Source organism: Providencia sp. PROV189, assembly GCF_028480065.1.
GTDB classification, from domain to species: domain Bacteria; phylum Pseudomonadota; class Gammaproteobacteria; order Enterobacterales; family Enterobacteriaceae; genus Providencia; species Providencia stuartii.
The window spans coordinates 131,274-155,564 of sequence record NZ_JAMPOG010000003.1; the positions used below are offsets into that span (position 1 = coordinate 131,274).

Annotated in this window: 25 protein-coding genes and 1 pseudogene; 11 read left to right on the top strand and 15 right to left on the bottom strand. The window is 38.9% G+C overall.

Translation table 11 applies throughout. The features are described 5' to 3' along the window. Nucleotides 1-53 precede the first annotated feature (53 nt). Nucleotides 54-983: a sulfonate ABC transporter substrate-binding protein gene (locus PR833_RS01940; RefSeq protein ID WP_148271227.1), complete on the top strand. Its 930-nt coding sequence runs from the start codon at nucleotides 54-56 to the stop codon at nucleotides 981-983. A gap of 205 nt (nucleotides 984-1,188) precedes the next feature. Continuing rightward, nucleotides 1,189-2,421 carry a peptidase T gene (gene pepT / locus PR833_RS01945; protein ID WP_004920791.1) on the top strand — a complete coding sequence of 411 codons (1,233 nt, stop codon included), beginning with the start codon at nucleotides 1,189-1,191 and terminating at the stop codon, nucleotides 2,419-2,421. Between the two features lie 67 nt (nucleotides 2,422-2,488). On the opposite strand, the gene PR833_RS01950 is transcribed toward pepT, so the two are convergent. The 8 genes from PR833_RS01950 to rluE all read right to left on the bottom strand — a co-directional run bounded on the left by PR833_RS01950 (nucleotide 2,489) and on the right by rluE (nucleotide 10,469). Then, nucleotides 2,489-3,613: a ribosomal protein uL16 3-hydroxylase gene (locus tag PR833_RS01950; RefSeq protein ID WP_061063935.1), complete on the bottom strand. Its 1,125-nt coding sequence runs from the start codon at nucleotides 3,611-3,613 to the stop codon at nucleotides 2,489-2,491. 86 nt (nucleotides 3,614-3,699) lie between these two features. Further along, entirely contained in the window at nucleotides 3,700-5,157 is a 1,458-nt protein-coding gene (gene phoQ, locus PR833_RS01955) for a two-component system sensor histidine kinase PhoQ (protein ID WP_169342236.1), read from the bottom strand. A 1-nt stretch (nucleotide 5,158) separates the two neighbouring features. Beyond that, nucleotides 5,159-5,833: a two-component system response regulator PhoP gene (gene phoP / locus PR833_RS01960; protein WP_004920785.1), complete on the bottom strand. Its 675-nt coding sequence runs from the start codon at nucleotides 5,831-5,833 to the stop codon at nucleotides 5,159-5,161. A 210-nt stretch (nucleotides 5,834-6,043) separates the two neighbouring features. Beyond that, nucleotides 6,044-7,414, bottom strand: coding sequence for an adenylosuccinate lyase (purB, locus tag PR833_RS01965; RefSeq protein WP_060561081.1), 1,371 nt, complete (start codon nucleotides 7,412-7,414; stop codon nucleotides 6,044-6,046). 18 nt (nucleotides 7,415-7,432) lie between these two features. Then, a complete protein-coding gene (hflD, locus tag PR833_RS01970; RefSeq protein ID WP_004920781.1) occupies nucleotides 7,433-8,065 on the bottom strand; it encodes a high frequency lysogenization protein HflD in 633 nt (210 codons plus the stop codon). A 2-nt stretch (nucleotides 8,066-8,067) separates the two neighbouring features. Continuing rightward, nucleotides 8,068-9,171, bottom strand: coding sequence for a tRNA 2-thiouridine(34) synthase MnmA (gene mnmA, locus PR833_RS01975; protein ID WP_004920779.1), 1,104 nt, complete (start codon nucleotides 9,169-9,171; stop codon nucleotides 8,068-8,070). Between the two features lie 181 nt (nucleotides 9,172-9,352). Beyond that, complete coding sequence (locus PR833_RS01980; protein WP_053109924.1) at nucleotides 9,353-9,802, bottom strand: NUDIX domain-containing protein; 450 nt, start codon at nucleotides 9,800-9,802, stop codon at nucleotides 9,353-9,355. Next, a complete protein-coding gene (rluE, locus tag PR833_RS01985; RefSeq protein ID WP_272525845.1) occupies nucleotides 9,795-10,469 on the bottom strand; it encodes a 23S rRNA pseudouridine(2457) synthase RluE in 675 nt (224 codons plus the stop codon). The genes PR833_RS01980 and rluE overlap by 8 nt, the downstream gene beginning before the upstream one ends. An 806-nt stretch (nucleotides 10,470-11,275) precedes the next feature. On the opposite strand from rluE, the gene icd reads away from it, so the two are divergent. The 4 genes and pseudogenes from icd to PR833_RS02005 all read left to right on the top strand — a co-directional run bounded on the left by icd (nucleotide 11,276) and on the right by PR833_RS02005 (nucleotide 14,670). Next, on the top strand, nucleotides 11,276-12,529 hold the full coding sequence (gene icd, locus PR833_RS01990; RefSeq protein ID WP_004920773.1) for an NADP-dependent isocitrate dehydrogenase: 1,254 nt from the start codon (nucleotides 11,276-11,278) through the stop codon (nucleotides 12,527-12,529). A gap of 262 nt (nucleotides 12,530-12,791) precedes the next feature. Continuing rightward, nucleotides 12,792-13,067, top strand: a complete 276-nt coding sequence (locus PR833_RS01995) for a hypothetical protein (protein WP_014656146.1) — start codon at nucleotides 12,792-12,794, stop codon at nucleotides 13,065-13,067. Nucleotides 13,068-13,328: 261 nt separating this feature from the next. Further along, nucleotides 13,329-13,969: pseudogene (gene catA / locus PR833_RS02000) on the top strand (type A chloramphenicol O-acetyltransferase). A 311-nt stretch (nucleotides 13,970-14,280) separates the two neighbouring features. Further along, nucleotides 14,281-14,670 (top strand): nuclear transport factor 2 family protein, encoded by a 390-nt coding sequence (locus PR833_RS02005; protein WP_004920765.1) that lies wholly within the window; start codon nucleotides 14,281-14,283, stop codon nucleotides 14,668-14,670. 149 nt (nucleotides 14,671-14,819) lie between these two features. Here PR833_RS02005 and PR833_RS02010 read toward each other — a convergent pair whose 3' ends face one another. After that, on the bottom strand, nucleotides 14,820-15,662 hold the full coding sequence (locus PR833_RS02010; RefSeq protein ID WP_014656144.1) for an MBL fold metallo-hydrolase: 843 nt from the start codon (nucleotides 15,660-15,662) through the stop codon (nucleotides 14,820-14,822). A gap of 144 nt (nucleotides 15,663-15,806) precedes the next feature. After that, nucleotides 15,807-17,444, bottom strand: a complete 1,638-nt coding sequence (locus tag PR833_RS02015; RefSeq protein ID WP_014656143.1) for a methyl-accepting chemotaxis protein — start codon at nucleotides 17,442-17,444, stop codon at nucleotides 15,807-15,809. Between the two features lie 361 nt (nucleotides 17,445-17,805). On the opposite strand from PR833_RS02015, the gene PR833_RS02020 reads away from it, so the two are divergent. Both PR833_RS02020 and PR833_RS02025 read left to right on the top strand, forming a co-directional pair. After that, nucleotides 17,806-18,144, top strand: coding sequence for a GlpM family protein (locus tag PR833_RS02020; RefSeq protein ID WP_004920759.1), 339 nt, complete (start codon nucleotides 17,806-17,808; stop codon nucleotides 18,142-18,144). A gap of 149 nt (nucleotides 18,145-18,293) precedes the next feature. Continuing rightward, nucleotides 18,294-18,740 (top strand): hypothetical protein, encoded by a 447-nt coding sequence (locus PR833_RS02025; protein WP_041704994.1) that lies wholly within the window; start codon nucleotides 18,294-18,296, stop codon nucleotides 18,738-18,740. Here the strand turns inward: PR833_RS02025 and PR833_RS02030 are convergent. Next, nucleotides 18,737-19,519 carry a class I SAM-dependent methyltransferase gene (locus PR833_RS02030; RefSeq protein WP_053109926.1) on the bottom strand — a complete coding sequence of 261 codons (783 nt, stop codon included), beginning with the start codon at nucleotides 19,517-19,519 and terminating at the stop codon, nucleotides 18,737-18,739. The two genes, PR833_RS02025 and PR833_RS02030, sit on opposite strands and share 4 nt — an antisense overlap. 126 nt (nucleotides 19,520-19,645) lie before the next feature. Continuing rightward, nucleotides 19,646-20,131, bottom strand: a complete 486-nt coding sequence (locus PR833_RS02035; protein WP_104873537.1) for an N-acetyltransferase — start codon at nucleotides 20,129-20,131, stop codon at nucleotides 19,646-19,648. 162 nt (nucleotides 20,132-20,293) lie between these two features. On the opposite strand from PR833_RS02035, the gene PR833_RS02040 reads away from it, so the two are divergent. After that, nucleotides 20,294-20,638, top strand: coding sequence for a DMT family protein (locus tag PR833_RS02040; RefSeq protein ID WP_036943916.1), 345 nt, complete (start codon nucleotides 20,294-20,296; stop codon nucleotides 20,636-20,638). A 51-nt stretch (nucleotides 20,639-20,689) separates the two neighbouring features. Here the strand turns inward: PR833_RS02040 and PR833_RS02045 are convergent, their stop codons facing one another. After that, nucleotides 20,690-21,841, bottom strand: a complete 1,152-nt coding sequence (locus PR833_RS02045; RefSeq protein WP_272525846.1) for a pyridoxal phosphate-dependent aminotransferase — start codon at nucleotides 21,839-21,841, stop codon at nucleotides 20,690-20,692. A 266-nt stretch (nucleotides 21,842-22,107) separates the two neighbouring features. Here PR833_RS02045 and PR833_RS02050 point away from each other — a divergent pair, with 266 nt between their 5' ends. Then, nucleotides 22,108-22,611 carry a DUF1543 domain-containing protein gene (locus tag PR833_RS02050; RefSeq protein WP_014656136.1) on the top strand — a complete coding sequence of 168 codons (504 nt, stop codon included), beginning with the start codon at nucleotides 22,108-22,110 and terminating at the stop codon, nucleotides 22,609-22,611. A 63-nt stretch (nucleotides 22,612-22,674) separates the two neighbouring features. Here PR833_RS02050 and PR833_RS02055 read toward each other — a convergent pair whose 3' ends face one another. Together PR833_RS02055 and PR833_RS02060 are read right to left on the bottom strand one after the other, a co-directional pair. Continuing rightward, on the bottom strand, nucleotides 22,675-23,031 hold the full coding sequence (locus PR833_RS02055) for a hypothetical protein (protein ID WP_272525847.1): 357 nt from the start codon (nucleotides 23,029-23,031) through the stop codon (nucleotides 22,675-22,677). 306 nt (nucleotides 23,032-23,337) lie between these two features. After that, nucleotides 23,338-23,559, bottom strand: coding sequence for a hypothetical protein (locus PR833_RS02060; protein WP_004920733.1), 222 nt, complete (start codon nucleotides 23,557-23,559; stop codon nucleotides 23,338-23,340). Between the two features lie 336 nt (nucleotides 23,560-23,895). Here PR833_RS02060 and PR833_RS02065 point away from each other — a divergent pair, with 336 nt between their 5' ends. Beyond that, the gene (locus tag PR833_RS02065; protein WP_014656135.1) at nucleotides 23,896-24,270 is read left to right on the top strand and encodes a hypothetical protein; all 375 of its coding nucleotides are present in this window, start codon (nucleotides 23,896-23,898) and stop codon (nucleotides 24,268-24,270) included. Nucleotides 24,271-24,291 lie beyond the last annotated feature (21 nt).

Here is a 24,291-nt window from a genome sequence, read left to right on the forward strand (position 1 = left end):
GCAACACTATTTAGCGTGTTAGGAGAGCCTTGGTGAAAAAGTTTATTTTATTGATGGTATTGTGGGTTATGTATACCTTTACCAGTTTTGCTTATTCAGAAACGAAAGTAATTAATATTGGGTATCAGAAAGCGAATATTTTAGCATTGCTTAAATATCGAGGAACGCTAGAGCCGGTATTTAAAGAATATAATGTGAATGTTCGCTGGATTGAGTTTCCAGCAGGCCCTCAAATGCTAGAAGGCTTAAATATTGGCAGTATTGACCTTGCGGCAACAGGGGATGCACCACCAATATTTGCTCAGGCGGCTCAAGCAGATTTTGTATATTTAGGCCATTCCCCCAGTAACCCTCAATCAGAAGCGATTGTCGTACCTAAAAACTCGCCCATTCAATCCGTAAGTGATTTAAAAGGCAAGCGGGTTGCCTTAAATAAAGGCTCCGATGTTAACTATTTGCTAGTTGCTGCCTTACAGCGGGCCGGATTGAAATATAACGAAATAACGCCAGTTTATTTACCACCATCAGATGCCAGAGTGGCTTTTGAACAAGGTGCTGTCGATGCATGGGCAATTTGGGACCCTTTTTTAGCAGAAGTTGAAACAAGCTTGCCTGTACGTGAAATTGTGAATGGGGAAAATTTAGCTTCTCACTATACGTTTTTCCTTGCTAGTCGGCAGTTTGCTGAAAAACAACCACAATACGCTGAAGCGATTATTACGCAATTGAGCCAGCAAAGTGAGTGGGCAAATGCCAACCCGCAAGAAACGGCTGCAATTTTGTCTGCATCAACGGGGCTCGATAAAAAAATATGGTTAAAAGCGTTACAACGCACAAATTATGGTTTTATTCGTATGAGTGATAGTGCATTTTTAGAGCAACAAAATATTGCGAATATCTTCGCGAAGATACGTTTAATACCTGTTGCTATTGATGTCAAAAAGGCACAATGGAAAGTAGAAGCTAATGCAAATAAAGCCTAACTTTATCAACAATAAGTCATAACAAGATAAATTTTATTAAATATTGATAAGGCGACAAAACTTATCAATAAGTGGTACTCGATTTATCTTATCAGTATTATTTTATCGGAAATAAGCCACCATTAGCCCCAAAGGTGATTTAAAACAAGAATTGTTCATACGTTCTTTCTCATAATAATCTTATTGATACTTGGGGGAATTACGTATGGACAAACTTTTAGAGCGGTTTTTTGAATATACTGCTTTTGATACACAATCAAAATTAAATGCTAAAACAATACCTAGTAGCACAGGCCAGCTAAAATTTGCTCGTGCACTGGTCAAGGAACTAAGAGAGCTCGGTTTTGAAGATGTCGCTCTTTCAGAACAGGGGTGTGTGACCGCTTGTTTATCTGCGAATGTTGATTGGGATGTTCCTACTATTGGTTTTATTTCACATTTAGACACTTCCCCGGATTGCTCTGGTAAACATGTTTCCCCCCAGATTTTAGAAAATTATCGAGGTGGTGATATCGCTTTAGGCATTGGTGATGAGGTGCTATCTCCAGTGATGTTTCCTGTATTGCATGAGATGATCGGCAAAACATTGATCATGACAGATGGTAAAACCTTACTTGGTGCGGATGATAAAGCAGGTATAGCAGAGATAATAACCGCATTTGTGCGTTTAAAGGCCAATAATGTGCCACATGGTAAAATTTGTCTTGCCTTTACTCCTGATGAAGAGATAGGGCGTGGTGCTCAATATATTGATTTAAATGTCTTTGACGCACGCTGGGCTTATACCGTTGATGGGGGGGCGGTCGGTGAACTCGAGTATGAAAACTTTAATGCCGCGAATGTAGCGATAAAAATCGTGGGTAATAATGTACACCCAGGTACGGCAAAAGGGGTGATGGTGAATGCGTTAACACTGGCAAACCGTATTCACGCTGAATTACCGAGAGAAGAAACACCGGAAAATACCGATGGTTACGAAGGTTTTTATCACCTGAACTCCATGAAGGGGACAGTTGAAAAAACAGAAATGAACTATATTATTCGTGACTTTGATAGCCAAAAATTTGAAGAGCGTAAGAAAAATATTATCCGTATTGCAGAAAAAGTAGGGCAGGGATTACACCCAAGCTGCTACATTGAACTGACTATCGATGATAGCTATTACAATATGCATAAAGAGGTAATGAAACATCCACATGTTATTGAAATAGCTCACCAAGCCATGAGAGATTGCGGTATTGAACCTATCGTGAAGCCGATTCGTGGTGGAACCGATGGCGCTCAACTGTCATACCGAGGCCTACCTTGCCCGAATATTTTTACGGGTGGCTATAACTTTCATAGTAAGCATGAATTTATTACCCAAGAGGGTATGGAGCAGGCTGTAAGCGTGATAATGCGTATTGTTGAGTTGACGGCTGAACGTGCGCGCAATTAAACCGTAGGCGTAGGCTAAGAGTCTGCACCTTATGAATTCACCATAAGGTGCAGAATGATATTATTGATTAGTCATCAAAGTACCAATAACCACTATTGATGAGCGCAGTCATTAACGCAATGAAATTCACGTCATCAATTGCATCACCAAGCTGCTGAGTATTCACCGCGTCATAACGGCATAGGCTATCTGCCGCAGCATAACAAGTCGTTTCTAAGCATTCACCATTAACAAAGAATTGATCGCCGACACGTAATGCCCTGAGGCCATTGAGTTTATACAAGGTCTCTTGCTGTGTTTTAAGCAGATCGTACACCTCATCTTGCTCATAAGGCGGCTCTGGCGGTGCAAGGTCTAGCTCATGGCGTGATTGTGAAATAAATTCACCGAGCCATTTACGGAAAAGCTCAGGGTCGTGGAGCATGGACTCCATCATTTCACGTAACTTGATTTGTTCGCCCTGCAAGATTTCAGCTGGGTTATCTCGGAATGAGAGGTCAGGGTCACTATAGCGGTAGCTCCCCAAATCATTGGAAATCAAATAATCCGCAAAGCTACTAATAAGCTCACGGGTATTCGGTGCACGGAAGCCAACAGAGTAGTTGAGAGAAGGCTCAATGGCGTAACCTTCATGTGGGAACCCAGGTGGAATATACAGAATATCCCCCGGCTCCATCTCTTCATCAATAATGGCATCGAATGGTTGCACTTGCAGAAGATCAGGGTGAGGGCAGTGTTGTTTCATCGGCACTTTTTCACCAACGCGCCAACGCCTACGACCTTCACCTTGAATGATAAAAACATCATATTGGTCTAAATGTGGGCCGACACCGCCGCCAGGAACAGAGTAGGAGATCATTAAGTCATCCATTCGCCAGTCAGACAAGACTCTAAAGGGTTTCATCAACGCCGCGCTGGGATGATGCCAATGGTCAACGGCTTGTACTAGGATAGACCAATTCTCTTCGCCTAAGTGGTCATAACTTTCAAAAGGACCATGAGCAACTTCCCATAACCCTTCTTTATGGCTGACTAAACGACTGTCAACCTCATCTTCCATCGCCAGTCCCGCAAGTTCATCAGGCGAGATAGGATCAATAAAACGTGTAAAACCATTTTTAATGAGTAAAGGGCGTTTCTGCCAATGACTATCCAGAAAACTCTGCCAGTCAAGATTCAGTTTATAATCCATCTTATTGTCCTGCGTTAACATATCTATTGATAGTATACCTGAATTTGCCGCCATAGCAGGGGTTAAACAAGCGCGATGATCACAGATTAATTATCTTGATTCACTTCTTGCCGACGAAAAGTTACTTCCACTCGTGCACCACCGAGCGGGCTGTCACTGATCGTAATATCGCCATCATATTGGTCAATAATTTCAACGGCGATAGATAAGCCAAGGCCTTGACCGGGCCTTAAGGTATCAACACGTTGCCCCCGCGCAAAAATAAGGTTACGTTGGCTTTCGGGTACACCGGGGCCATCATCATCGACAGTGATCACCAAATGGTCATCCCCAACACGGGCGGTCACTTCGACAAACTCAAGGCAGTACTTACAGGCGTTTTCCATTATGTTGCCCATCACTTCCATAAAGTCATTCGGTTGGCCTAGCCAAGTCACTTCAGGCGAAATATCAACGGTAATCGAGACACCTTTATTTTGATAAACCTTATGTAAGGCGCTAGCAAGACTATCGAGCAAAGAGGGAACTGAGGATATCTCGCGCAACATAAGGTTATTGTCACCTTGAGCAGAAGCCCGATGCAAGTAATAACCCACTTGTTGAGAAATACGACCAATTTGCTCAAGCATCACAGGCTCTGCTTGCTCAATCGTCATCTGTTTACCTGTTCTTAGTGAGCGCAAAGTGGACTGTAAAACGGCAAGAGGGGTTTTTAGGCTATGGGTTAAATCAGAAAGCGTGGTGCGATATTTGCTATAACGCTTACGCTCGTTAGTCAGCAAATTATTTAAGTTTCGAACCAAGCCACGCAACTCATAAGGTGGATTTTCATCCAACATCTCGCGTTCACCTTTTTCTAGGCTACTAATTTGTGAAACGAGCGATTTAATGGGGCGCAAGCTCCAATAAGCGGCGAGCCAAAGTAGAGGGATCACTAAAATAAGATTAGCAAGCAGTACATAGCCAAACCATTCCCAGACTAACCCCGTTTTTTGTAAGTCCTGAGGCAATGTATCAACGACCACAATAGTCAGCGGTGGGAGATTTTCTGTCGCACCATATTGATTGACGGACACTGAGTGGGTTAGCGGTTCGTCATTATGGTTCATATCATCAAGTTTACTGTTAAATTCAGGGTTGTTTTGTAACAACAGGCGAGTTTCACCGATATCAGTGTCAATTTCATACAACCCTTCTTTTTTTAACCAATCACGGCGAATGAGGTTTTCGACGTTAGGCATTTCCCGTTGGCGCCATAGGACCTGCCCGTTTTCATTGTATATTATGATTAACGTTGGATTATTTAAGGTGAAATTAGGCGGTACGCGAATATCAATTTTGTTATTTTGCCACTGCACTAAACTATAAATAAGATTGCTTTGACTACGTAACAAGGTATAGGTCGTTTTATCAAAACTAATTAAATAGCCTAATATGGCGACAATACCATAGGAGAGCGTTAGGGCGAGGATCACCGCTGAGGTCGCACACAAAAAGCGTGCCCTCAGGGATAAAGGCTTAAATTTAAATTTCTTTAGCCGCATATTAGCCATTCACATCAAAACGATAGCCTTGCCCACGGACAGTCACTATCACGTCATTAGCATGAAACTGCTGTATTTTTTTACGTAAACGGCCCATTAACACATCAATTGTATGGCTTTCACGTAGCTCAGCATCAGGGTAGAGCTGGCGCATCAACGAATCTTTGCTAACCACTTTCCCATTGTTACGTAGCAAAGTTTCAATAATCGTGTATTCAAAAGCGGTTAATTTAACGGGTTCACCATTTACCGTGAACTCTTTTCTTGATAAATCAATGACGAAGCCATCTAATTCTAATACCTGAGAGGCGAGGCCACTATTTCTGCGCATCAGAGCTTGCATACGTGCAACCAGCTCTTCAAGATGAAAAGGCTTAGTAACATAATCATCTGCACCACTATTGAGCGCTTGGACCTTTTCTTGCCAACTTTCACGTGCAGTTAGTACCAGTACAGGAATGTTGATTTGTGTACTGCGCCAGCGCTTGATCATAGATAAACCATCTTCATCAGGTAACCCTAGGTCGACCATCGCAATATCGGGACAGCTTTCACGTAAAAAATAGTCAGCTTCTTTAGCGTCTTCGGCTGCATCGACTTGATGACCAAGCTCTTTGAGTTGAACCGTTAGGTGGTGACGAAGAAGAGCATTGTCTTCAACGATAAGAATACGCATCTAAAACCTCACATTAAAAAGAGAGAATTGCTCGATATTATTGCAACAAGAATAGCATTAGAAGCTCTATGGTAAAAAGATAAGCGCTTTACAACAAGTGATTAAGTAAACCAAAGGCAAACAAACCCAAGATATGGGCAGAAACAGTAAAAGTAGGCGGGATATTTCCTGCCTACTTTTGCTTAGAGAGAGGACTTAAAAAGGTGAAAATTATTTTAACTCATCAATAAAAGTGACAGCGTAACCAATGTAATTAGCTGGCGTCATCCCTTTCAAGCGCGTTTTTTCTTCTTCTGGAAGGGCAAGTCCGTCGATAAATTGCTGCATGCCTTCAGCCGTGACGCGTTTACCGCGAGTAAGCTCTTTAAGCTTCTCATAAGGTTTTTCAATGCCATAACGGCGCATAACGGTCTGAATAGGCTCAGCAAGTACTTCCCAGTTTTGGTCTAATTCATCGAGCAGGTGTTGCTCATTAACTTCTAATTTATTTAAACCTTTTAGGGTAGATTGATAAGCGATTAGCGAATAGCCAAGACCAACCCCCAGATTACGCAATACAGTCGAGTCAGTCAGGTCACGTTGCCAACGTGAAACCGGCAGTTTGCTCGCTAAATGGCCCAATACTGCATTCGCTAAACCTAAGTTACCCTCTGAGTTCTCAAAATCAATAGGGTTAACCTTATGTGGCATGGTTGAAGAACCAATTTCACCAGCAATGGTTTTTTGTTTGAAGTGATTCAGTGCAATGTAGCCCCAGATATCACGGTCAAAATCTAACACAATGGTATTAAAGCGTGCGACACAATCGAACAACTCGGCAATATAATCATGCGGCTCGATTTGCGTGGTGAATGGGTTCCAAGTAATACCTAAAGAAGTGACAAATGTTTCGCTAAACTCGTGCCAGTTAACTTCTGGGTAAGCTGCGATATGCGCATTATAGTTACCAACCGCACCATTAATTTTACCTAAGATCTCAACTTGCTCTAACTGACGGTATTGGCGCTCCATACGGTAAGCAACGTTCGCAAACTCTTTACCGATTGTTGACGGTGTTGCTGGTTGACCATGGGTACGTGACAGCAAAGGTAGGTGACGATATTCCTGAGCCATTGCTTTAACTTTGTCAATAATTTGACGCCATTGTGGCAGTAGCACTTCTTCTCGCGCTGTTTTTAGCATCAGCGCATGAGATAAGTTGTTAATGTCTTCAGAAGTACAGGCAAAGTGAATAAATTCAGAAACAGCGTGTAATGCAGGTACTTGCGCCACTTTTTCTTTTAGAAAGTACTCGACGGCTTTCACATCATGGTTAGTTGTACGCTCGATCTCTTTAATGCGCATAGCATCTTTTTCGCTGAAGTTCGCAACAATTGCATCTAGGTAAGCGTTTGCGTCATCATCAAATGATGGAACCTCTTTGATTTGAGCGGTTGCCGCCAGTTTTTGTAGCCAGCGAACTTCAACTTGCACGCGAAATTTCAGTAAGCCAAACTCACTAAAAATAGTGCGTAGTGCGCTGACTTTATCACCGTAACGGCCGTCAATCGGGGATACAGCGGTCAGTGAGGATAATTCCATTGGTAGCAACTCCAAATTTTAAAAGTGAGACAGAATTTCTTTCGCCTGATTACTCAGACGGCTTCGGGAAAACATTAATTGCAGACGACTTCCCCCAACTTGCTGCCAGAGCACAGCACTACGGATACCACTGAGCAAAAGTGTTCTGACTTTCGCTTGAACCAGTGAATTTTTTAAAATATCAGGGGAGCCAGTCACTTGAATCCGAGGGCCTAGTGGACTAATTACATCCACGTAGATCCCCGCTAATGCGTTAAAAACACCGTCAGACATAGGGTCAAAATAGCTTGCTTGACGCTCAAACTGTTCGATTCGTTGCCCTAGCTTATCCATAGCTTGTTGATTCTTATTGAGGCGGCGTTCTAGTACGATAATACTGAGCATATAGCGGGTCACTTCAGCGGATAATGCGCTTGCGTTATTGCCGCCAGATAACATGCCAAGCATCGCACCAAGACCTGTTTTTAGGTTGACAGGGTCATTCCCATAAACATCGATGGTGGAAGATGGATTCATGTTGGTTAAGCTATTGACCATGACTTCAAGATCATGGTCGTTACAACTACCTTCTTGTGCAAGTTTTTGAACCATGTAACTGGCTTGGCAGATGCCCGCGAGCGCAAGTGTAATATCGCGATAATTTTTAGCCACAACTACTCCTGAATACGAGATTCGATAATACCGCCACCTAGACACACTTCATCAAGGTAAAATACGGCTGATTGACCTGGAGTCACTGCTGCAACAGGGTAATCAAAAATAACTTCAACTTTCCCGTCATTAAGTGGCGTGACAGTACAGGGGATGTCAGCTTGACGATAGCGGGTTTTGACAGCACAACGTAATGTTTGTGTTAAAGGCTCTCTGTCGACCCAATCTAATTGTTGGGCGATCAAACCTGTTGACATCAGACGAGGATGTTCATGCCCTTGTGCAACAATTAGGCGATTATTTTCAACGTCTTTATCGACAACGTACCAAGGTTCATCCGAGCCTTCTTTCATACCGCCAATACCCAGCCCTTTACGTTGGCCTAGCGTGTGGTACATCAAACCTTCGTGTTGACCAATGGTTTCACCATCAACGGTCACAATAGGGCCTGGTTGTGCAGGTAAATAGCGCCCAAGGAAATCACGGAATTTACGCTCACCAATAAAGCAAATCCCCGTAGAGTCTTTTTTCTTTGCGGTGACTAAACCGACTTCTTCTGCAATACGGCGGACTTCTGGTTTCTCTAATTCACCAACAGGGAATAGGCTTTTAGCAATTTGCGCATAGCTGAGGGTATAGAGAAAATAGCTTTGGTCTTTATTGTTATCTAAGCCTCGAAGCAATTGGCTTTTACCATTCACATCGCGGCGGCGCACATAATGGCCCGTTGCGATATAGTCGGCACCGAGATCTTCTGCGGCAAATTCAAGGAAGGCTTTGAATTTGATCTCTTTGTTACACAAAATATCAGGGTTTGGCGTACGGCCTGCTTTGTACTCGGACAAAAAGTGTTCAAACACATTATCCCAATATTCTGCTGCAAAATTAATGGTATGAAGTTCAATGCCTAATTTATCGCAAACAGATTGTGCATCAGCAAGATCGGTCGCGGCGGAACAATACTCTTCGTCATCATCCTCTTCCCAGTTTTTCATGAACAGACCAACAACCTGATACCCTTGCTGTTGAAGCAAATAAGCTGAAACGGATGAGTCTACACCTCCGGACATACCGACGATGACTTTTTTTTGGCTGTTATCTGACATGGAATACTCTCACTGCGGAAAAATTAAGCCCCATACTTTACCATGTTGTACCCTTGTTACGCCAGCGTTAGCAGGGGGAATATTCTAATCATGATTTCTGCTCGAAATGGGTATTGGCATACCCGCAAACGATAAGTATCTGTTAGCGCTTAGAGCCAGCCGTGTTGTGACACAACGTGAATCAGCCAAAGTGCTCCCCAAATGCGGATAACACATCAAGTGGATATTGGGTGCCTTCGAGAAAACAGCGTATGCTTTCGGCGACAAGCGGTGAACGCAAGCAATCACTGTTCAAAATATCCTGCGCGCTCACCCAATAGCAGCAAGTGATATCGCTATCTTGTGGCTGGGTATCACAACGCTCAGGCAGTTCCAATGCAAAGAGAAAGCGAATAAAGGGGGTGTTATCGGGAGCTATCCATTGGTGAATTTTAAGCAGTTTTTGCGGTCGCCCTTTAATGCCCGTTTCTTCGAATAATTCACGTTCAGCAGCGGCTAATAGTGTTTCATCTGCTTCTAGATGACCTGCGGGTTGGTTCCACGTCGGTTTGCCATTAACCCATTCTTCAACAACCAAAAACTTATCCTTCGCATGGACAATCGTTGCGACAGTAACATGAGGTTTAAACAAGAGTGATCTCCTTCCATTCACCAGGTGCTAAATTATTAAGAGTATACTCACCAATTTGATAGCGAATTAGCCGCAAAGTCGGATAACCAATATGCGCCGTCATGCGCCTAACTTGACGATTTCTTCCTTCACTAAGTGTGATTTTTAGCCAGCTAGTCGGGATGTTCTTACGTTCACGAATTGGTGGGGTTCTCGGCCATAACCAATCAGGTTCATTGACTCGTTCTATACCAGCAGGGCGTGTCGGACCATCTTTAAGAGTCAGACCTTGGCGAAATTTCACAAGAGCCGCGTCATCAGGGATACCTTCAACTTGCGCATAATAGACTTTATTGGTGTTTTTTTGCGGTTGTGTTAAACGCGCTTGTAATTTCCTATCATTAGTCAAAATGAGTAATCCTTCGCTGTCACGATCTAACCTGCCAGCCGCATAAACATCGGTTATTGGAATATATTTTTTTAGGGTATCTCGGCCTTGCTCATCGGTAAACTGCGGTAATACATCGAAAGGTTTATTAAATAAGATCACTTTACGCGACGTAAGGGGCTTAGATTGAGTCCGAGATGACAATGAAGAACGAAAATGCTCAGAGGTGGCTTTTGACCCAAACTTGCGCGGCGCTTTCTTACTGGCTGGTGGTCTAGCTTTATAATTCGATGTAGACATGAGAATCCATTTTAACAGATTAACTAAATATTGATAAAAACAGGCCAACAAAATGTTGGCTGAGCTTTCAGTGTAGTTGATTTTTAAGAAAAATGACACAAAAGAGCAAGGAGGGAGATGAGGTTTATTGTCAATCACAAAGAGAAGATAAAAAATGTCATTTAAAGAGGGGCATTTAAAAAAGTTCAAAATGAAAGATATAAAAGTATAAGGAGACGGAGATAGTTTATTATTTATTAAGCTTGAGAATAATTTTTTATATTTAAAGTTGTATCTCTATCTAGAGATGTTAATTTTATACATCTAAGGCGTATGAGCTTATCTTATTGATAAACTTAATAGAAGAATAATAGAGCTTATTTTTATCAGTGGTTATTAATTAAAAAAAACAAATAATATAATAAAAAACTTTAAAATCATTAAATCTGTTAAAACCTATTAATTTACAATGATAAATTGCTTTAATAAACCTAGTTTATGTGAGCAAAACGAATTTTTCTTAATAGCATTTAAGATAAACTGCAAATAGTCTCTTTTTTCAACAACTATTCATTTATTCACTAAATCATCGAAGCAACATCTTGGTTACGTAATTTCTTTAAGATTAGACTTTTATCGTACCTTGTTGATTTAATGGGAAATGTGTTAACTAAATCAACAAAAAATGTGAGTCAGTTAGTACGTTTAATGCGATCCGCATAAAACCTTGAACGACTAACCATTGGCGTTAGAGAAAGTTTGAAGTAGTATTGACAGGTCTCTTACAAAAAATTAACAAGCAAATGCGCAAGTGAAAGGAGAGGTTAATGGAAAGCAAAGTAGTAGTTCCGGCAGAAGGCGCTAAAATTACCATTGATGCTAAAGGCAAACTGAATGTTCCGAACAACCCGATCATTCCTTACATCGAAGGTGATGGTATTGGTGTTGATGTGACGCCAGCGATGTTGAAAGTGGTTGATGCAGCAGTTAAAAAAGCCTACAACGGCGAGCGCAAGATTTCTTGGATGGAAATCTATACCGGCGAAAAATCTACTCAAGTTTATGGTAAAGATGTTTGGTTACCGCAAGAAACTCTCGATTTAATCCGTGATTACCGTGTTTCAATTAAAGGCCCTCTGACAACCCCAGTTGGCGGTGGTATTCGTTCTTTGAACGTAGCGCTACGTCAACAACTCGACCTCTATATCTGTCTACGCCCTGTGCGTTACTATAAAGGTACGCCAAGTCCTGTTAAGCAACCTGAACTCACTGATATGGTTATCTTCCGCGAAAACTCAGAAGATATCTATGCGGGTATTGAATGGAAAGCAGGTAGCGCAGAAGCAGATAAAGTCATTAATTTCCTGAAAAATGAAATGGGTGTAACTAAGATCCGTTTCCCAGAAAATTGTGGTATTGGCGTTAAACCTTGCTCAGAAGAAGGAACAAAACGTCTAGTTCGTGCTGCGATTGAATATGCTATCGATAACGGTCGTGATTCAGTGACTTTGGTTCATAAAGGCAACATTATGAAGTTCACTGAAGGTGCCTTTAAAGATTGGGGTTACCAACTGGCATTAGAAGAGTTCGGTGGTGAGCTACTTGATGGCGGCCCATGGGTGAAAATTAAGAATCCAAAAAATGGCAAAGACATCATTATCAAAGATGTGATTGCTGATGCGTTCTTACAACAAATTCTTCTGCGCCCAGCGGAATATGATGTTATCGCATGTATGAACCTAAATGGTGACTATATTTCTGATGCATTGGCGGCACAAGTTGGTGGTATCGGTATCGCTCCAGGTGCAAACATTGGTTCAGAATGCGCACTGTTTGAAGCAACACATGGTACAGCACCTAAGTATGCAGGTCAGGATAAAGTGAACCCAGGTTCAATTATTCTTTCCGCAGAGATGATGTTACGTCACATGGGCTGGACTGAAGCGGCTGACCTAATCGTTAAAGGTATGGAAGGCGCAATCGAAGCTAAGACCGTAACTTATGACTTCGAACGTCTGATGGACGGCGCTAAACTACTGAAATGTAGCGAGTTCGGCGACGCAATTATTAGCCATATGTAATTTGTTGCGTAATATAATTAATAACGGGAGCGTAATGGCTCCCGTTTTTTGTTGTCTTAAATTAATTTGATTGTTCTTTTTGGGTTACCTGCCTTAAGGTAGGTATTATATTATTTCTACCATAATTAATTTACCAAAAGACAAAAGTGATAGACCTAGTATTGAAGAGCTTAGAAAAAAATATATGGGGAAGATATAAAAATATTTGTTGGTTTGTATTGGTATAAAAGTAATACAATAACATATTAATAACAGGAGTTTTATGGATGGGCTAATTGTTATTACATTCTCAATCATTATCGGTTTTATTGCTCTGGTCCTTATCCTTCCGGTTATTATTTTGTCACTGTTTGATAAAAGCAGGGAAGCAAAGAAGCAATCAGTAACAAAGTATCAACGTGAAATGGAGAAAATAGAGAAGCCAGAGGTAATAGCAAAACAGATTGATAATGAAGAAAGGATGACCTTGATAATTTTTAGTATAGTTATTCTTATCGTATTGGTAGTAATAATTTATATTCTCTTTTGCTACAGATAACCCGCTTCTTAAGGCGAATTACTCGGGAAATGTAGCTGATTATCGTGAGCAACAGCGATAAAAATGACGGGATCATTTAGACATGCTAGAAATATGATGGATGTTTTTAGTTAGGGTTTAGTGTTTGTGCGGAATTTTGCTATTATTATTACCTATCGCATTTTGAGCTAAAAGTGGAGGGAAAATGTTATCCATCCAGACAGAGAGAATGCCCTTCTGATTAAAGTCATTTAGTAAATAAAAATTCAGAAGGGATATGTTATGAACTATACAAAATTTGATGTAAAAAATTGGGTTCGCCGTGAGCATTTTGAGTTTTATCGGCATCGTTTACCATGTGGTTTTAGCTTAACAAGCAAAATTGATATCACGACGTTAAAAAGTCATTGGATGATTCAGCGTATAAGTTTTATCCGGTAATGATCTATCTGATTGCTCAGGCCGTGAATCAATTTGATGAGTTGAGAATGGCGATAAAAGATGATGAATTGATCGTATGGGATTCAGTCGACCCACAATTCACCGTATTCCATCAAGAAACAGAGACATTTTCAGCACTGAGTTGCCCATACTCATCCGATATTGATCAATTTATGGTGAATTATTTATCGGTAATGGAACGTTATAAAAGTGATACCAAGTTATTTCCTCAAGGGGTAACACCAGAAAATCATTTAAATATTTCAGCATTACCTTGGGTTAATTTTGATAGCTTTAATTTAAATGTTGCTAATTTTACCGATTATTTTGCACCCATTATAACAATGGCAAAATATCAGCAAGAAGGGGATAGACTGTTATTGCCGCTCTCAGTACAGGTTCATCATGCAGTTTGTGATGGCTTCCATGTTGCACGCTTTATTAATCGGCTACAAGAGTTGTGTAACAGTAAATTAAAATAAGCTCAGGTTAAATTAAAGGGTTTCATATCTAGTGAAGCCCTGTTTTATTATGTTTTGAGTTAACTTATCTTCAATGGCGGTCATAGAACCGACTGTTTACCCTCAAATAAATGTGTGAGCCGAATTATTATATCATCCTTCCGCAAAAGGCTAAAAACCATAAACAATAAAATGTTTTTTGTCGGCTTTTGTTCGCACTTTTTATCTGTTTCTAGGCATTTTATGATAATTTTTTAAAGGTAAGCTTGAAATAACACGTCGATGCCAAGATATCTATCAAATCATGATATATAAACTAAATGGGATAAAGAATGAATAAGATAAAATTTGTTGAACAAGCTCTAACGGATGTGCTTGGCAAAGAGATTGGTTCAGTGGAAGTGATTGAACAATATTTTTCGCCAAACTACATACAAATTGTCGACGGTAAAAAAATTAATTATGAAGAATTTGTTGCGCATCTTAAGGTATTAAAAGAGGCCACGAATAATATTAGTATTACCATAAAATCCATTGCCGAAGGGCAAGACTGTGTACATACCCAACATATTGCACATGCTGAGAAAAAGAGCGGCGATGTCAGTGAATTTGAAGTATTTGCCTGCTTCCATTTATCTGAAGGGAAAATCGTGCGTTGTGAAGAATTAACACGCATGATTGCTGGTGAAAAAGCAGATGGTGACCTTGGCTCTCGAGTTTAATTATAGCACTATCATTAATTTACTAAAAACATTGAAAATAAGTCAATCATGTTAACGCCATGTTGCAATGGTGACTTTTTTACTGTTATTTCGCTGAAAAACATAAAGAGTGACGAAAAAGATTTTTATCGTCACTCAATTTGATTTAATTATGAAGGGTAAGTTAACACTAATCCAACGCCAACTTCTTTAATGGCTGCAAACTTGGAAAGATGAATTTTAGCCGCTAAATCCGTACAATGGCAGGGATGTATTTGATCGACATTAAGTTGGCTAAAATAGTGCCCAGTTTGATTTAAAACCTCATCAGAGGCTTCTTGTAAATGGAAACCACCGATGACTGTCACTATCTTATCTATTTTTGTCACTTGTTTTGCATATTCAACAATATTGCAAATACCTGAATGCGAACATCCGGTAACTATAATCAACCCTTCCGTGGTTTTTATTGCCAATGCACTATCGTCCCAAACATAGTCATCAATAGTTTGATGGTCTGCATTAATCGTCGTTCCAATAGGTTCTTTCCCTTCAAAAGTATTATTTCTCGGGATCTGCCCTAAGAATATAACATTGTCGGAAAGGTAAAACGGCTTATCTGTTTCATAGTTATCAAAATAAGCCTTTAATACATCTTTGGGGATATTGGCACCAATCACTTTGGTGTCAAATTGCTTTGGAAGAAGTGCATCTGGATGGTAAATCAAGCGGATCTTTTGTGGAAAATAGCAATTACGTCTATCGTAGTGCTGTATTAAATGATTCAGTCCCCATGTATGGTCGTTATGTCCGTGAGACAGGGCTAAATCAGTGATCGTAGCAAGGTCTATCCCTAATGTGTGTGCGTTATCGATAAAAATATCGGAGTAACCAGTGTCAAAAAGAATTTTATGGCCATCAGCTTCGATATGGTAGCAAACACCTGGCTCACCACAAAAGTAGCTATCGATAAGGGTATTGTTATCAACAAGTACAGATATTTTTATTGTCATTTTTACTCATTATTTAATTGGTGAATAGCTAATTAGTCTTACTGTTATATCAGACAAAAAGCAATGAATATCCAATTAAAAATGCTTTTATAGACAGTCGTAAAGGCAGTTACTGAGTAACTACCTTGTTTGGACGAGTATGGCTTATTCTTGGTTATGCGATTTGGTTGGTGTAGAGGTAGGTTCAATGTGAAAGGTCGCAATGACCTCCTCAAGTAATTCAGATTGAGTTTTTAAGGATTGTAATGAACCTTGCAATTCTTTCGTCATTGCCGCATTCGCTTGGGTGGTGTTATCGAGTTCATTAATTGCAATATGGATTTGTCCAACACCATGAGTCTGCTCATTAGACGCATGCGAGATGTTCTGTATCATTTCATTAATATTAGCGGTACTTCTTGCGATAGCCACAATATTATCGTTAGCATCAGCGGCTAATTGGAAGCAGTGATGAATTTTTTCATTTGAATTATCAATCAGCACTTTGATTTCTTTAGATGCTTGATTACAGCTCATCGACAGCTCACGTACCTCATTTGCAACAACAGCAAAACCTTTGCCATGCTCGCCAACTCGGGCGGCCTCTACTGCGGCATTTAAAGCCAATAAATTAGTTTGAAAGGCAATATTATCAATGGTTGATGTGATTTTGCTGATCTCTTTAGAGAAATCGACGATATCATCCATGTTCTCAACGACGTCAGAAATAAGTTCACTACTCTTATCAATAGTAATGCCGTTCTGTGCCATTAGTTGGCAGGATTCATGAGTATGGGCGCTATTAAGTTTAAAGGATGAATCTAATTCCTCTATACTTGCAGCCGTTTCCACAATAGCAGCAGCTTGTTGATCTGCACGAATAGATAGGTCCTGATTCATTTGAGTGATATCACCGATCTCATCTTTGATAGTATGGGTATTAGAATAGATATTTTTGACGATATTAATTAACTTACTCTGCATATTCGAAACATGCTGTTTCAACAGTTTAATTTCTGCTAACCCTTTATTGTCAAAATGATGGTGAAGGACCCCTTGACTGACTTTTTCTATGCCATCAATGACTTGATTAAGAGGGCGAATAAATAAATGTTGTAGAACTAAACGTACGAGTAAGGTTACCAATGTTAGGCTAATGATCACCGCGATAATACCAATCAGACTTTTGCGATACAATTCTTCGCTTGCCGCGGTGATATCATGATAACCCTGATTTAACTGCTGATGATAATAATTGAAATTTTGTTCGAAAGTATCTTGAAAACCTTGTGTAGGTTGATTTAAGAATTCATAAGTTTTTCCTTGAACTAAAAATAGAGATAGTTCCATTAACGCTGAATGTAATTGAGTATAGCTTTGTTGTAACTCATTAAATGCTAATTCGTTTTTATTTTGTGTTAATTCTGTAAAAGTTGCCCATTGTGATTCGGTTTTATTCATCTTCTCCTGAAATTGTTGAACTAAACTATCAATATCAGTATTAGCAGTTTGCATTTTGTTTATCACTAACAAATGTCTTGAGCTGGCTCTATTTAAGGTATTTCGAGCCTGTAAAAGAGATTGCCATGTATCATTTAGTGCAGACTGCTCTTGATAAATATCATCTAGTCTTTCTAGTGCCGTTTGATAATTTTTAAGATAACTAAAAAATAACCAACATGAAGAGAGTAATAGTAGGATCAGTAATCCAGATAATATCCAAATGAGAGTTGTTGTTTTAAGACCTGAAAATGAGAACCGGGAAAAAGGGGAATCAGTTTTTTGTGAAGTCGCGAACATCATTATTATTTCCTTACATACTGTCGGTAACATGTTTCAACACGTACAAATAAACGACTTATTTGATATAAGGTGATGATCAAATCGCTAAGTGATTTGCTACACACCTTATGGTGGTCATACAGAAGTCAGGTGTAGGTATTCCCTAATGGTATCGGCAGGAAATGCGTATACTTTATATTCAAACTGAATGCTAACCGAAATATAACGAGGGCTTAATCGAGGAAATTGAAATTAACTTATTGTTTTATAATGATTATTTTTTGGTGGCACAGCAATGTACCTAAGCAAAAAAATAACTGATTACTTTTTTATATTTAGAGATAATATAACTGTTAATGTTATTAAATAATAAGATACCACTATGCTTTCATTGTTCTTAAAGTGTTCATTAGGGGCATTAGCCGTTTTAATTATTGCTTTACTATCAAAAAGTAAGACATTTTATATAGCAGGTTTAGTACCTTTGTTCCCAACATTTGCCTTGATCGCCCATGTGATCATTGTTCAAGAGCAGGGAGCATTAGCACTACGTAAGACCGCATTATTTGGTATATGGTCATTAATTCCATATCTATTGTATTTACTGACAGTCTATTGGCTCGCCACAAAATTTTCAGCGTGGTTTTGTTTAGGGTCTGCGACGGTTGTCTGGTGTCTCTCAGCGGCGATATTGATCTACCTCTGGAGAATGTATCAATAATTCACAAAAGACAGTGTTATATGTCTCCTTATCAGGAATAATTATATTTTAATGTAAATAATTCATTCTGCGCTCACTTATTTGTCGCATTTTGTTACAATTTCAATATAGTAATTAGGTACGTTTTATAAAAAATCGCTGTGGTAAAAATGTTATTAAGAAGCCTAGTTCTGTTGCTTATGGTTGGTGGTGCTTATATTGCGGGTATTATGACGAATATCGCTCAAGTATCAGAATTCGACACTAAAAAGAAAATTGAAAACTCAGTAGAAGATTTTCTCGCTTACCCAACGGCGGCTAAGTATCGAAATGTTAATTACCATGTGCTGAATAAAACCCAGGATGGTGAAGAAACGGGTTATTATTGTGGTGAAGTATTTGGGTTTAAAAATGAGTTACCCTATGGCTTTAAACGGTTTATCGTGCGCTCCCATAAAAATGCGTCAGGTAACACGATGGTATCCATTCCTTTTGTTGAAGAAATTGATGACATTATCCCAATAGAACAATTTGAATTTGTATGGGAAAAATATTGCCAGCCAAACAAGCAGGCTGATTTATCAAAAAATCAGCTTTCATCATTTCTAAATGACTAGGCGGTTTTAATCGCAAATGTCGCTAAAAAAGTCGGCAGGTAATGGTCAATAACAAATCGAGGGTTAGGTTGCCAATCTTCATAAAACCCAGCGAGCTGAAAACCGGCCTTTATTTGTCCACCAATTAAATCGGTTAATGAATGACCAAAAACAAAAGCTTCTTGATTTTGCTGTTTCAAGTGGATTTGTTCCTGGGTTAATGCCTCTATTTCAGAAAAAGGCATTTTATAAGTCGGCTTAATTATTTGTTGCTCCTTATATTGTGGGTCACGGTCACCGACAAAAACGATTGGGTTAAAAAAGCTGGATAGTAGTCTGCCATGTGTATTTAAAACACGATGACATTCACGCCAAACAGGATTTACATCCGGTATATAAAGATTAGAAATAGGGTGGAAAATGAGATCAAAGTGGTTATCTGGGAATACGTGTAGATCTCGCATATCACCTTGGATAGTTTCTAGTTTTAAATTCTCACGAATAGCAACTTGTCTATCTTGTTCTAATTGTTTATCTGATAGGTCAAAAACAGTGACATCAGCACCAGCAGCAGATAAAACAGGGGCTTGTTGCCCTCCTGCTGAGGCTAGACATAGAATTTTTTTCCCTTTTATATCGCCAAGCCACGCTTTAGGTAATGGCGAAGGCGTCAAATGAACTTGCCATTCACCTTGTTTTGCTTTTGCAATGGTCGGAGAGTCAACGGGAATTGACCAAGGCTGTTGCAGTAAAGCTTGCTTATCCCATGCTTTTTGATTAGCAGCTAAAAAATCAGTCATAAAAAGAACTCCTCAAAACATTATTTTACTAATGTAACGTAAGAAACGAGGAATGAAAACAAAAATGTACTAATTGGTACATTTGATGGGGTATTGTGGAAAATGGAACTGTAGCGCTATGATGGTTTATGGTTTAACTAAATAGTAGAGAACATGCTCGAAGGTAAATTCAGCAATTTTCTGCATACCTAATTTCTGATGTGCTTTTAAAGAGCGTATGTTACTACTATTAATAAATGCGACGGGTTGACCGGTCTGTTTAGCACATATCGTGTCATACAGGGATTTAAGAATACTTTTCCCTCGATATGCAGTATCAATACATACGGGACCGTAAAACCAATTATTTTCTATAATGGGGGCAAAGTGTTGGGTGATATATTGCGCCAATGCAGGGAGGGCTTTAGCGAGAGGGCTAAAACTAAAAACGACGCCAACAATATGTTCATTTTCATAGGCTACAACGGTATGACTTGCGCTAGCAAACATCCCTTTAACTTTACCTAAAGGGTACTCACCTAATAACCCACCACCTTGTGATTGTGCGTTAATTTGCAACAATTGGGCAACTTTTTCACAATCCGTTATTTCCATTAATCGGTACTGGATCATAATACGATTCCTCAAAATCTCTTCATTTATTGATGAATATAGCAGGTGGTTTTACCAATAAGGATCCGCAGTGTCGATAGTGAGAGTGAAAAATAAATTCTAATGAATTTTATTTGTTTTGATCTCATAATGGTCAAAATTATCTGCTCAACGTTAACCAAAATGCTTGCTAAATCTTATCCTATTTTATTATTAGTGATTTCGAATGTTTTTATGATGTTTGCATGGTATGGACACTTAAAGTTTACAGATAAGCCACTGTATAGCATCATTTTTTTCAGTTGGTTAATTGCATTTGTAGAATATTGCTTTGCGGTTCCAGCCAATCGGCTAGGGCATCAATATTATAGTGCAGCTGAATTAAAAACGATGCAGGAAGTTATCACACTTTGTGTCTTTGTGGTGTTTTCTGTGCTTTATCTTGGGGAGAGTATTTCGATAAACCATATTATTGGCTTTATTTTGATCTTTGCGGGCGCCTTTTTTATCTTCAAAGGCCCATTTTAAGGGCTTAAATATGTCTCTCCCCTGTCTTAAATATAGGGGAGAGACGAGCGACTATACCCAACCTTTCTCGCGGAACTGTTTTAATATAATAACAAATTGCTCCATCTCTTCGGGGGTTCCTAGCGTTAAACGGCTCCAACCCATTGCTGGTGGAAATTCACGTCCAACCATAATGTGCGCATCGGCCATTCTTTTTTGGTATGTTTTGACATCACCTTTAACTTTATGAAAGATAAAATTCGCTTGTGAAGGGGCATAGGTAATACCGAGTTCATCTAATGCGGTTTCAACGATTTTTCTAGATAAGTTATTGGATTTCAGACTATATGCAATAAATGATTTATCCTGCAAAGAAGCAAGAGCGGCAACGGCGCCAGCCGTATTGGTATTATCTAAAGGTAAAAACGCATCAATGGCAGCAATAACTTCAGGGGTTGCGATACCGTAACCAACACGCAGTCCTGCTAACGCAAAAATTTTTGAAAAGGTGCGAGTGACAACAAGGTTATTTTTACCCTGTTTCACAAGCTCAATGGCACTGATAAATTTCGGGTCTTCAACGAATTCAGCGTAGGCTTCGTCTACGATGAAAAATTGTTTATCTGAAGATTTATGCATCCATTCGCTTAATTCGCTTGCTGGTGTGATCATCGCCGTTGGGTTATTTGGGTTACAAATATAAATGATTGATAACCCATCAAATTCATCAGCAAGTTGTTCCATTTTTTTTAGGTCGAATGACAAATCTTCTTTTAACGGAACTTTAGTGATTTTACCTGCAAATGATTGAGTATATAACTCGGCGTAATTGAATGTTGGGTCGGGCGTAATAAGTTGAAGTCCTTGATTTTGTTGGCGTGCTTTTGCTGCTAGCATCGCAACGGCAGCTTGGATGGTTTCTGAAGAGCCATTTCCCAATGTGACATGCTTGTCGGTCAAGGCATAGTGTTTACCTAGTGCTGCAATTAGGTCAGCTCTAGCATCATCAGGATAGCGGAATGAACCGGGTAGAGCGGCAATAACGGCATCTTTTGCTTTTGGCGACATGCCGAGTGAATTTTCATTAAAATTAAGCAGCAAAGGGTGTTGCGCATCAAGCAAAAATTGCGTTTTTGTTTCCGCAATAGCTTGATTGAAAAGAGAGTTTACAGCTAATCCGCCCATAACGGCTGAGCTTGTTTTTAGAAAAGAACGACGATCCATGGTGTTTCCTTGCAAAAAAATAGTAATCATTAGATTACTGAAAATAGATTTGTTGTAAATAATTATTTATCACAAGTGATTATTTATTCATTTTGTTAAGATCGGACTTTAAGCAAAATACAGGTTAATTATTACTTTAATATATTGATAAATATAAATAATCACTCAGAATTTATGGTTTGTTGTGATAAAAAATTTCTTTTCATACATCAATGGTTGTGTAATGAATTACATATCGAGGGTTGTATAATAATTTGGATGATAAAATGAAGTTATTTATGTTTTATGTTGGTGGCAATGCAGGGAAGTCAAATATAGAAGTTCATGATATTCAATTCGTTGTAGCCGAAAAACCGACAGATGCTTGGCCTGCATTGCGGGAAGCTTGGTTTGGCGATAAGGATAAGATCCATATCGACGGCTATGCAACGATTAATTGGGTGGATGGATTTAAAATCGAACTACATCAGGAGCCTTCTTTAACGACACAGCGGCTATACTTTATTAATGTTGGAGGGTATCAGCCATCTACTCTGGCCGAACTGCATGAGTTTGATCTATTCGTTGCTGAATCGGCGGCGGAAGCAAAGCAAAAAGCGATTAATGCATTATTAGTTAATTGCCAACAGCAGCATAAAGACAATTTAAAGGATGTTGATGATTGTCTCTTATTGGATCAAATTGGCAATTATTATATTCACCTTATCCCTCAGCCAGACGGTGAGCATTTTAAGCCTGAATGGCAAGGCTATCAGCCTATCGGTATATGATTTTTATCTCGTAGGTCGTTTGATGATGTGAGTTGTAGGGCAGTGTTAACTGCCCTAATTCGTTTATCGCTGTTGAGGGGTATTATTGTTTGAAATTTCAATAACGGAGACTCGAACAACGTATTGTTTACCACTTTCTCCCTTTGGCGCATCAGCTGCAATTTTTTTCAGGGTCTCATCTGGCTGAGTTGTCTGAATTGACGTTGAATATTGCATAGCTCCATTATGGCGACCATAGTGACGGCCAGAACCGTTGTAGTGACGGTTATTATCACAAGGGCGGTCATTATATTGTTGCTGATTGTGATAACCATTTTTATGCCAAGCACCATCACAATAATTATTATCGTTATATGCGAGAGAAGAAAAGCTAATGGCAAATAAACTTGCTGAAATAAAAAGAGGCTTTAAATAATTCATATTTATACTCCTGTTGGGTACCGACTAATAATTATTTTGGCTCTTTTATTTATTATTTCAATGCTATTTACCTAAATAAAGAGATATATCATAGTTTCATCACTAACTACTCTTATTTCCTTCACAATGAAAAAAAGTTGTATTGATCTTTAAAATAAAGTAACTATTTTTATTTTTTATAGGCAGTAATACGTAATAAAAATATTGGTATTTTGAATACGCTTCTTCTTTCAATTACAATTAATTGATTTATAAGTAATTTTTATGTTGATTGGCACGGGTTAAATTGGTTATGGCATGCTACCGTTATAGATCAGAGAAAAACTTCGCTAATTTACTCAATGAACTAATTGAAGCGACGGCAATCTCTTTATTATAATCGTCACATAAAACTAACAATCTATCAATAGCGTCTTCTTGCTCGATTGAACATTTATAATCACCTAAAGCATTAATTGCCGCTATTTTTACATCGTTGTTAGTACCATAAGTAAGCTCAACAAGATTTTTTACGATCCTCTCTTTCATTCTATTCCCATATTTAAATGATAATCATTTCTCGATTATAATATTATGAGTGAAATTAGAAAACGTTTTTTTTATTAATGAATAATGAAAAAATATAAAAATTAAATATCAAATTAATGTGATGGAATATTATATTGAATGAAAAATTAATTAAATTGACAATATTATAAGTTAATTAATAAAAGATAAGATATCCTTAATAACGGCTTATAGAACACGCTTGTTGTATTCACCAATAAATCAAATTTTGGCGAACTTGGCTCATTTTGTTCACATAAAACAAGTTAATATCGTTATAATTAGTCTGACTAGCTAAATGCCAAGAAGGATTATGTATTGAAACGTATAAAAACCAAACTGTTTATCGTCATTTTGATTATTATTGCTGGCTTTGTATATCAATATGTTACAGCAATTCATGACTCCGACATTCAAAAAATGGCTCAGCAATTGGTCGAAAATAAACTCGCCTCACAGCAACCTGTGAACTTCAATGACGTTAAGGTTGTTAAGCGGAATCAATACAAAGAAGGTGAAAGTGTAGGCGTATGCGGCACATATCAGGTCGGTAATGATGGTCGTGCACTACTTTTTGTTGCTAATATTGATATTCGTGACGGGCAATTTTCAGGAAAGAATCAGTTATTGTTGAGCGATAACGAGGACATTCAGGCCTCTATCAAGACGATATGCCAAAAAGAGCAACCATAACAGCTCATGAGATAATAGAAT

What these genes read in the sequence shown, in the direction of transcription:
- PR833_RS02015 (WP_014656143.1), bottom strand. Translation starts at nt 17,444, where the DNA reads ATGATGTTCGCGACTTCACAAAAAACTGATTCCCCTTTTTCCCGGTTC.
- PR833_RS02045 (WP_272525846.1), bottom strand. Translation starts at nt 21,841, where the DNA reads ATGGATCGTCGTTCTTTTCTAAAAACAAGCTCAGCCGTTATGGGCGGA.
- rluE (WP_272525845.1), bottom strand. Translation starts at nt 10,469, where the DNA reads ATGTCTACATCGAATTATAAAGCTAGACCACCAGCCAGTAAGAAAGCG.
- phoQ (WP_169342236.1), bottom strand. Translation starts at nt 5,157, where the DNA reads ATGCGGCTAAAGAAATTTAAATTTAAGCCTTTATCCCTGAGGGCACGC.
- PR833_RS02055 (WP_272525847.1), bottom strand. Translation starts at nt 23,031, where the DNA reads ATGAATTATTTAAAGCCTCTTTTTATTTCAGCAAGTTTATTTGCCATT.
- PR833_RS01940 (WP_148271227.1), top strand. Translation starts at nt 54, where the DNA reads ATGGTATTGTGGGTTATGTATACCTTTACCAGTTTTGCTTATTCAGAA.
- icd (WP_004920773.1), top strand. Translation starts at nt 11,276, where the DNA reads ATGGAAAGCAAAGTAGTAGTTCCGGCAGAAGGCGCTAAAATTACCATT.
- PR833_RS02025 (WP_041704994.1), top strand. Translation starts at nt 18,294, where the DNA reads ATGTTATTAAGAAGCCTAGTTCTGTTGCTTATGGTTGGTGGTGCTTAT.
- PR833_RS02005 (WP_004920765.1), top strand. Translation starts at nt 14,281, where the DNA reads ATGAATAAGATAAAATTTGTTGAACAAGCTCTAACGGATGTGCTTGGC.
- PR833_RS02040 (WP_036943916.1), top strand. Translation starts at nt 20,294, where the DNA reads ATGCTTGCTAAATCTTATCCTATTTTATTATTAGTGATTTCGAATGTT.
- pepT (WP_004920791.1), top strand. Translation starts at nt 1,189, where the DNA reads ATGGACAAACTTTTAGAGCGGTTTTTTGAATATACTGCTTTTGATACA.
- PR833_RS02035 (WP_104873537.1), bottom strand. Translation starts at nt 20,131, where the DNA reads ATGATCCAGTACCGATTAATGGAAATAACGGATTGTGAAAAAGTTGCC.
- purB (WP_060561081.1), bottom strand. Translation starts at nt 7,414, where the DNA reads ATGGAATTATCCTCACTGACCGCTGTATCCCCGATTGACGGCCGTTAC.
- PR833_RS02030 (WP_053109926.1), bottom strand. Translation starts at nt 19,519, where the DNA reads ATGACTGATTTTTTAGCTGCTAATCAAAAAGCATGGGATAAGCAAGCT.
- PR833_RS01995 (WP_014656146.1), top strand. Translation starts at nt 12,792, where the DNA reads ATGGATGGGCTAATTGTTATTACATTCTCAATCATTATCGGTTTTATT.
- phoP (WP_004920785.1), bottom strand. Translation starts at nt 5,833, where the DNA reads ATGCGTATTCTTATCGTTGAAGACAATGCTCTTCTTCGTCACCACCTA.
- PR833_RS02050 (WP_014656136.1), top strand. Translation starts at nt 22,108, where the DNA reads ATGAAGTTATTTATGTTTTATGTTGGTGGCAATGCAGGGAAGTCAAAT.
- PR833_RS01950 (WP_061063935.1), bottom strand. Translation starts at nt 3,613, where the DNA reads ATGGATTATAAACTGAATCTTGACTGGCAGAGTTTTCTGGATAGTCAT.
- mnmA (WP_004920779.1), bottom strand. Translation starts at nt 9,171, where the DNA reads ATGTCAGATAACAGCCAAAAAAAAGTCATCGTCGGTATGTCCGGAGGT.
- PR833_RS02020 (WP_004920759.1), top strand. Translation starts at nt 17,806, where the DNA reads ATGCTTTCATTGTTCTTAAAGTGTTCATTAGGGGCATTAGCCGTTTTA.
- PR833_RS02010 (WP_014656144.1), bottom strand. Translation starts at nt 15,662, where the DNA reads ATGACAATAAAAATATCTGTACTTGTTGATAACAATACCCTTATCGAT.
- PR833_RS02060 (WP_004920733.1), bottom strand. Translation starts at nt 23,559, where the DNA reads ATGAAAGAGAGGATCGTAAAAAATCTTGTTGAGCTTACTTATGGTACT.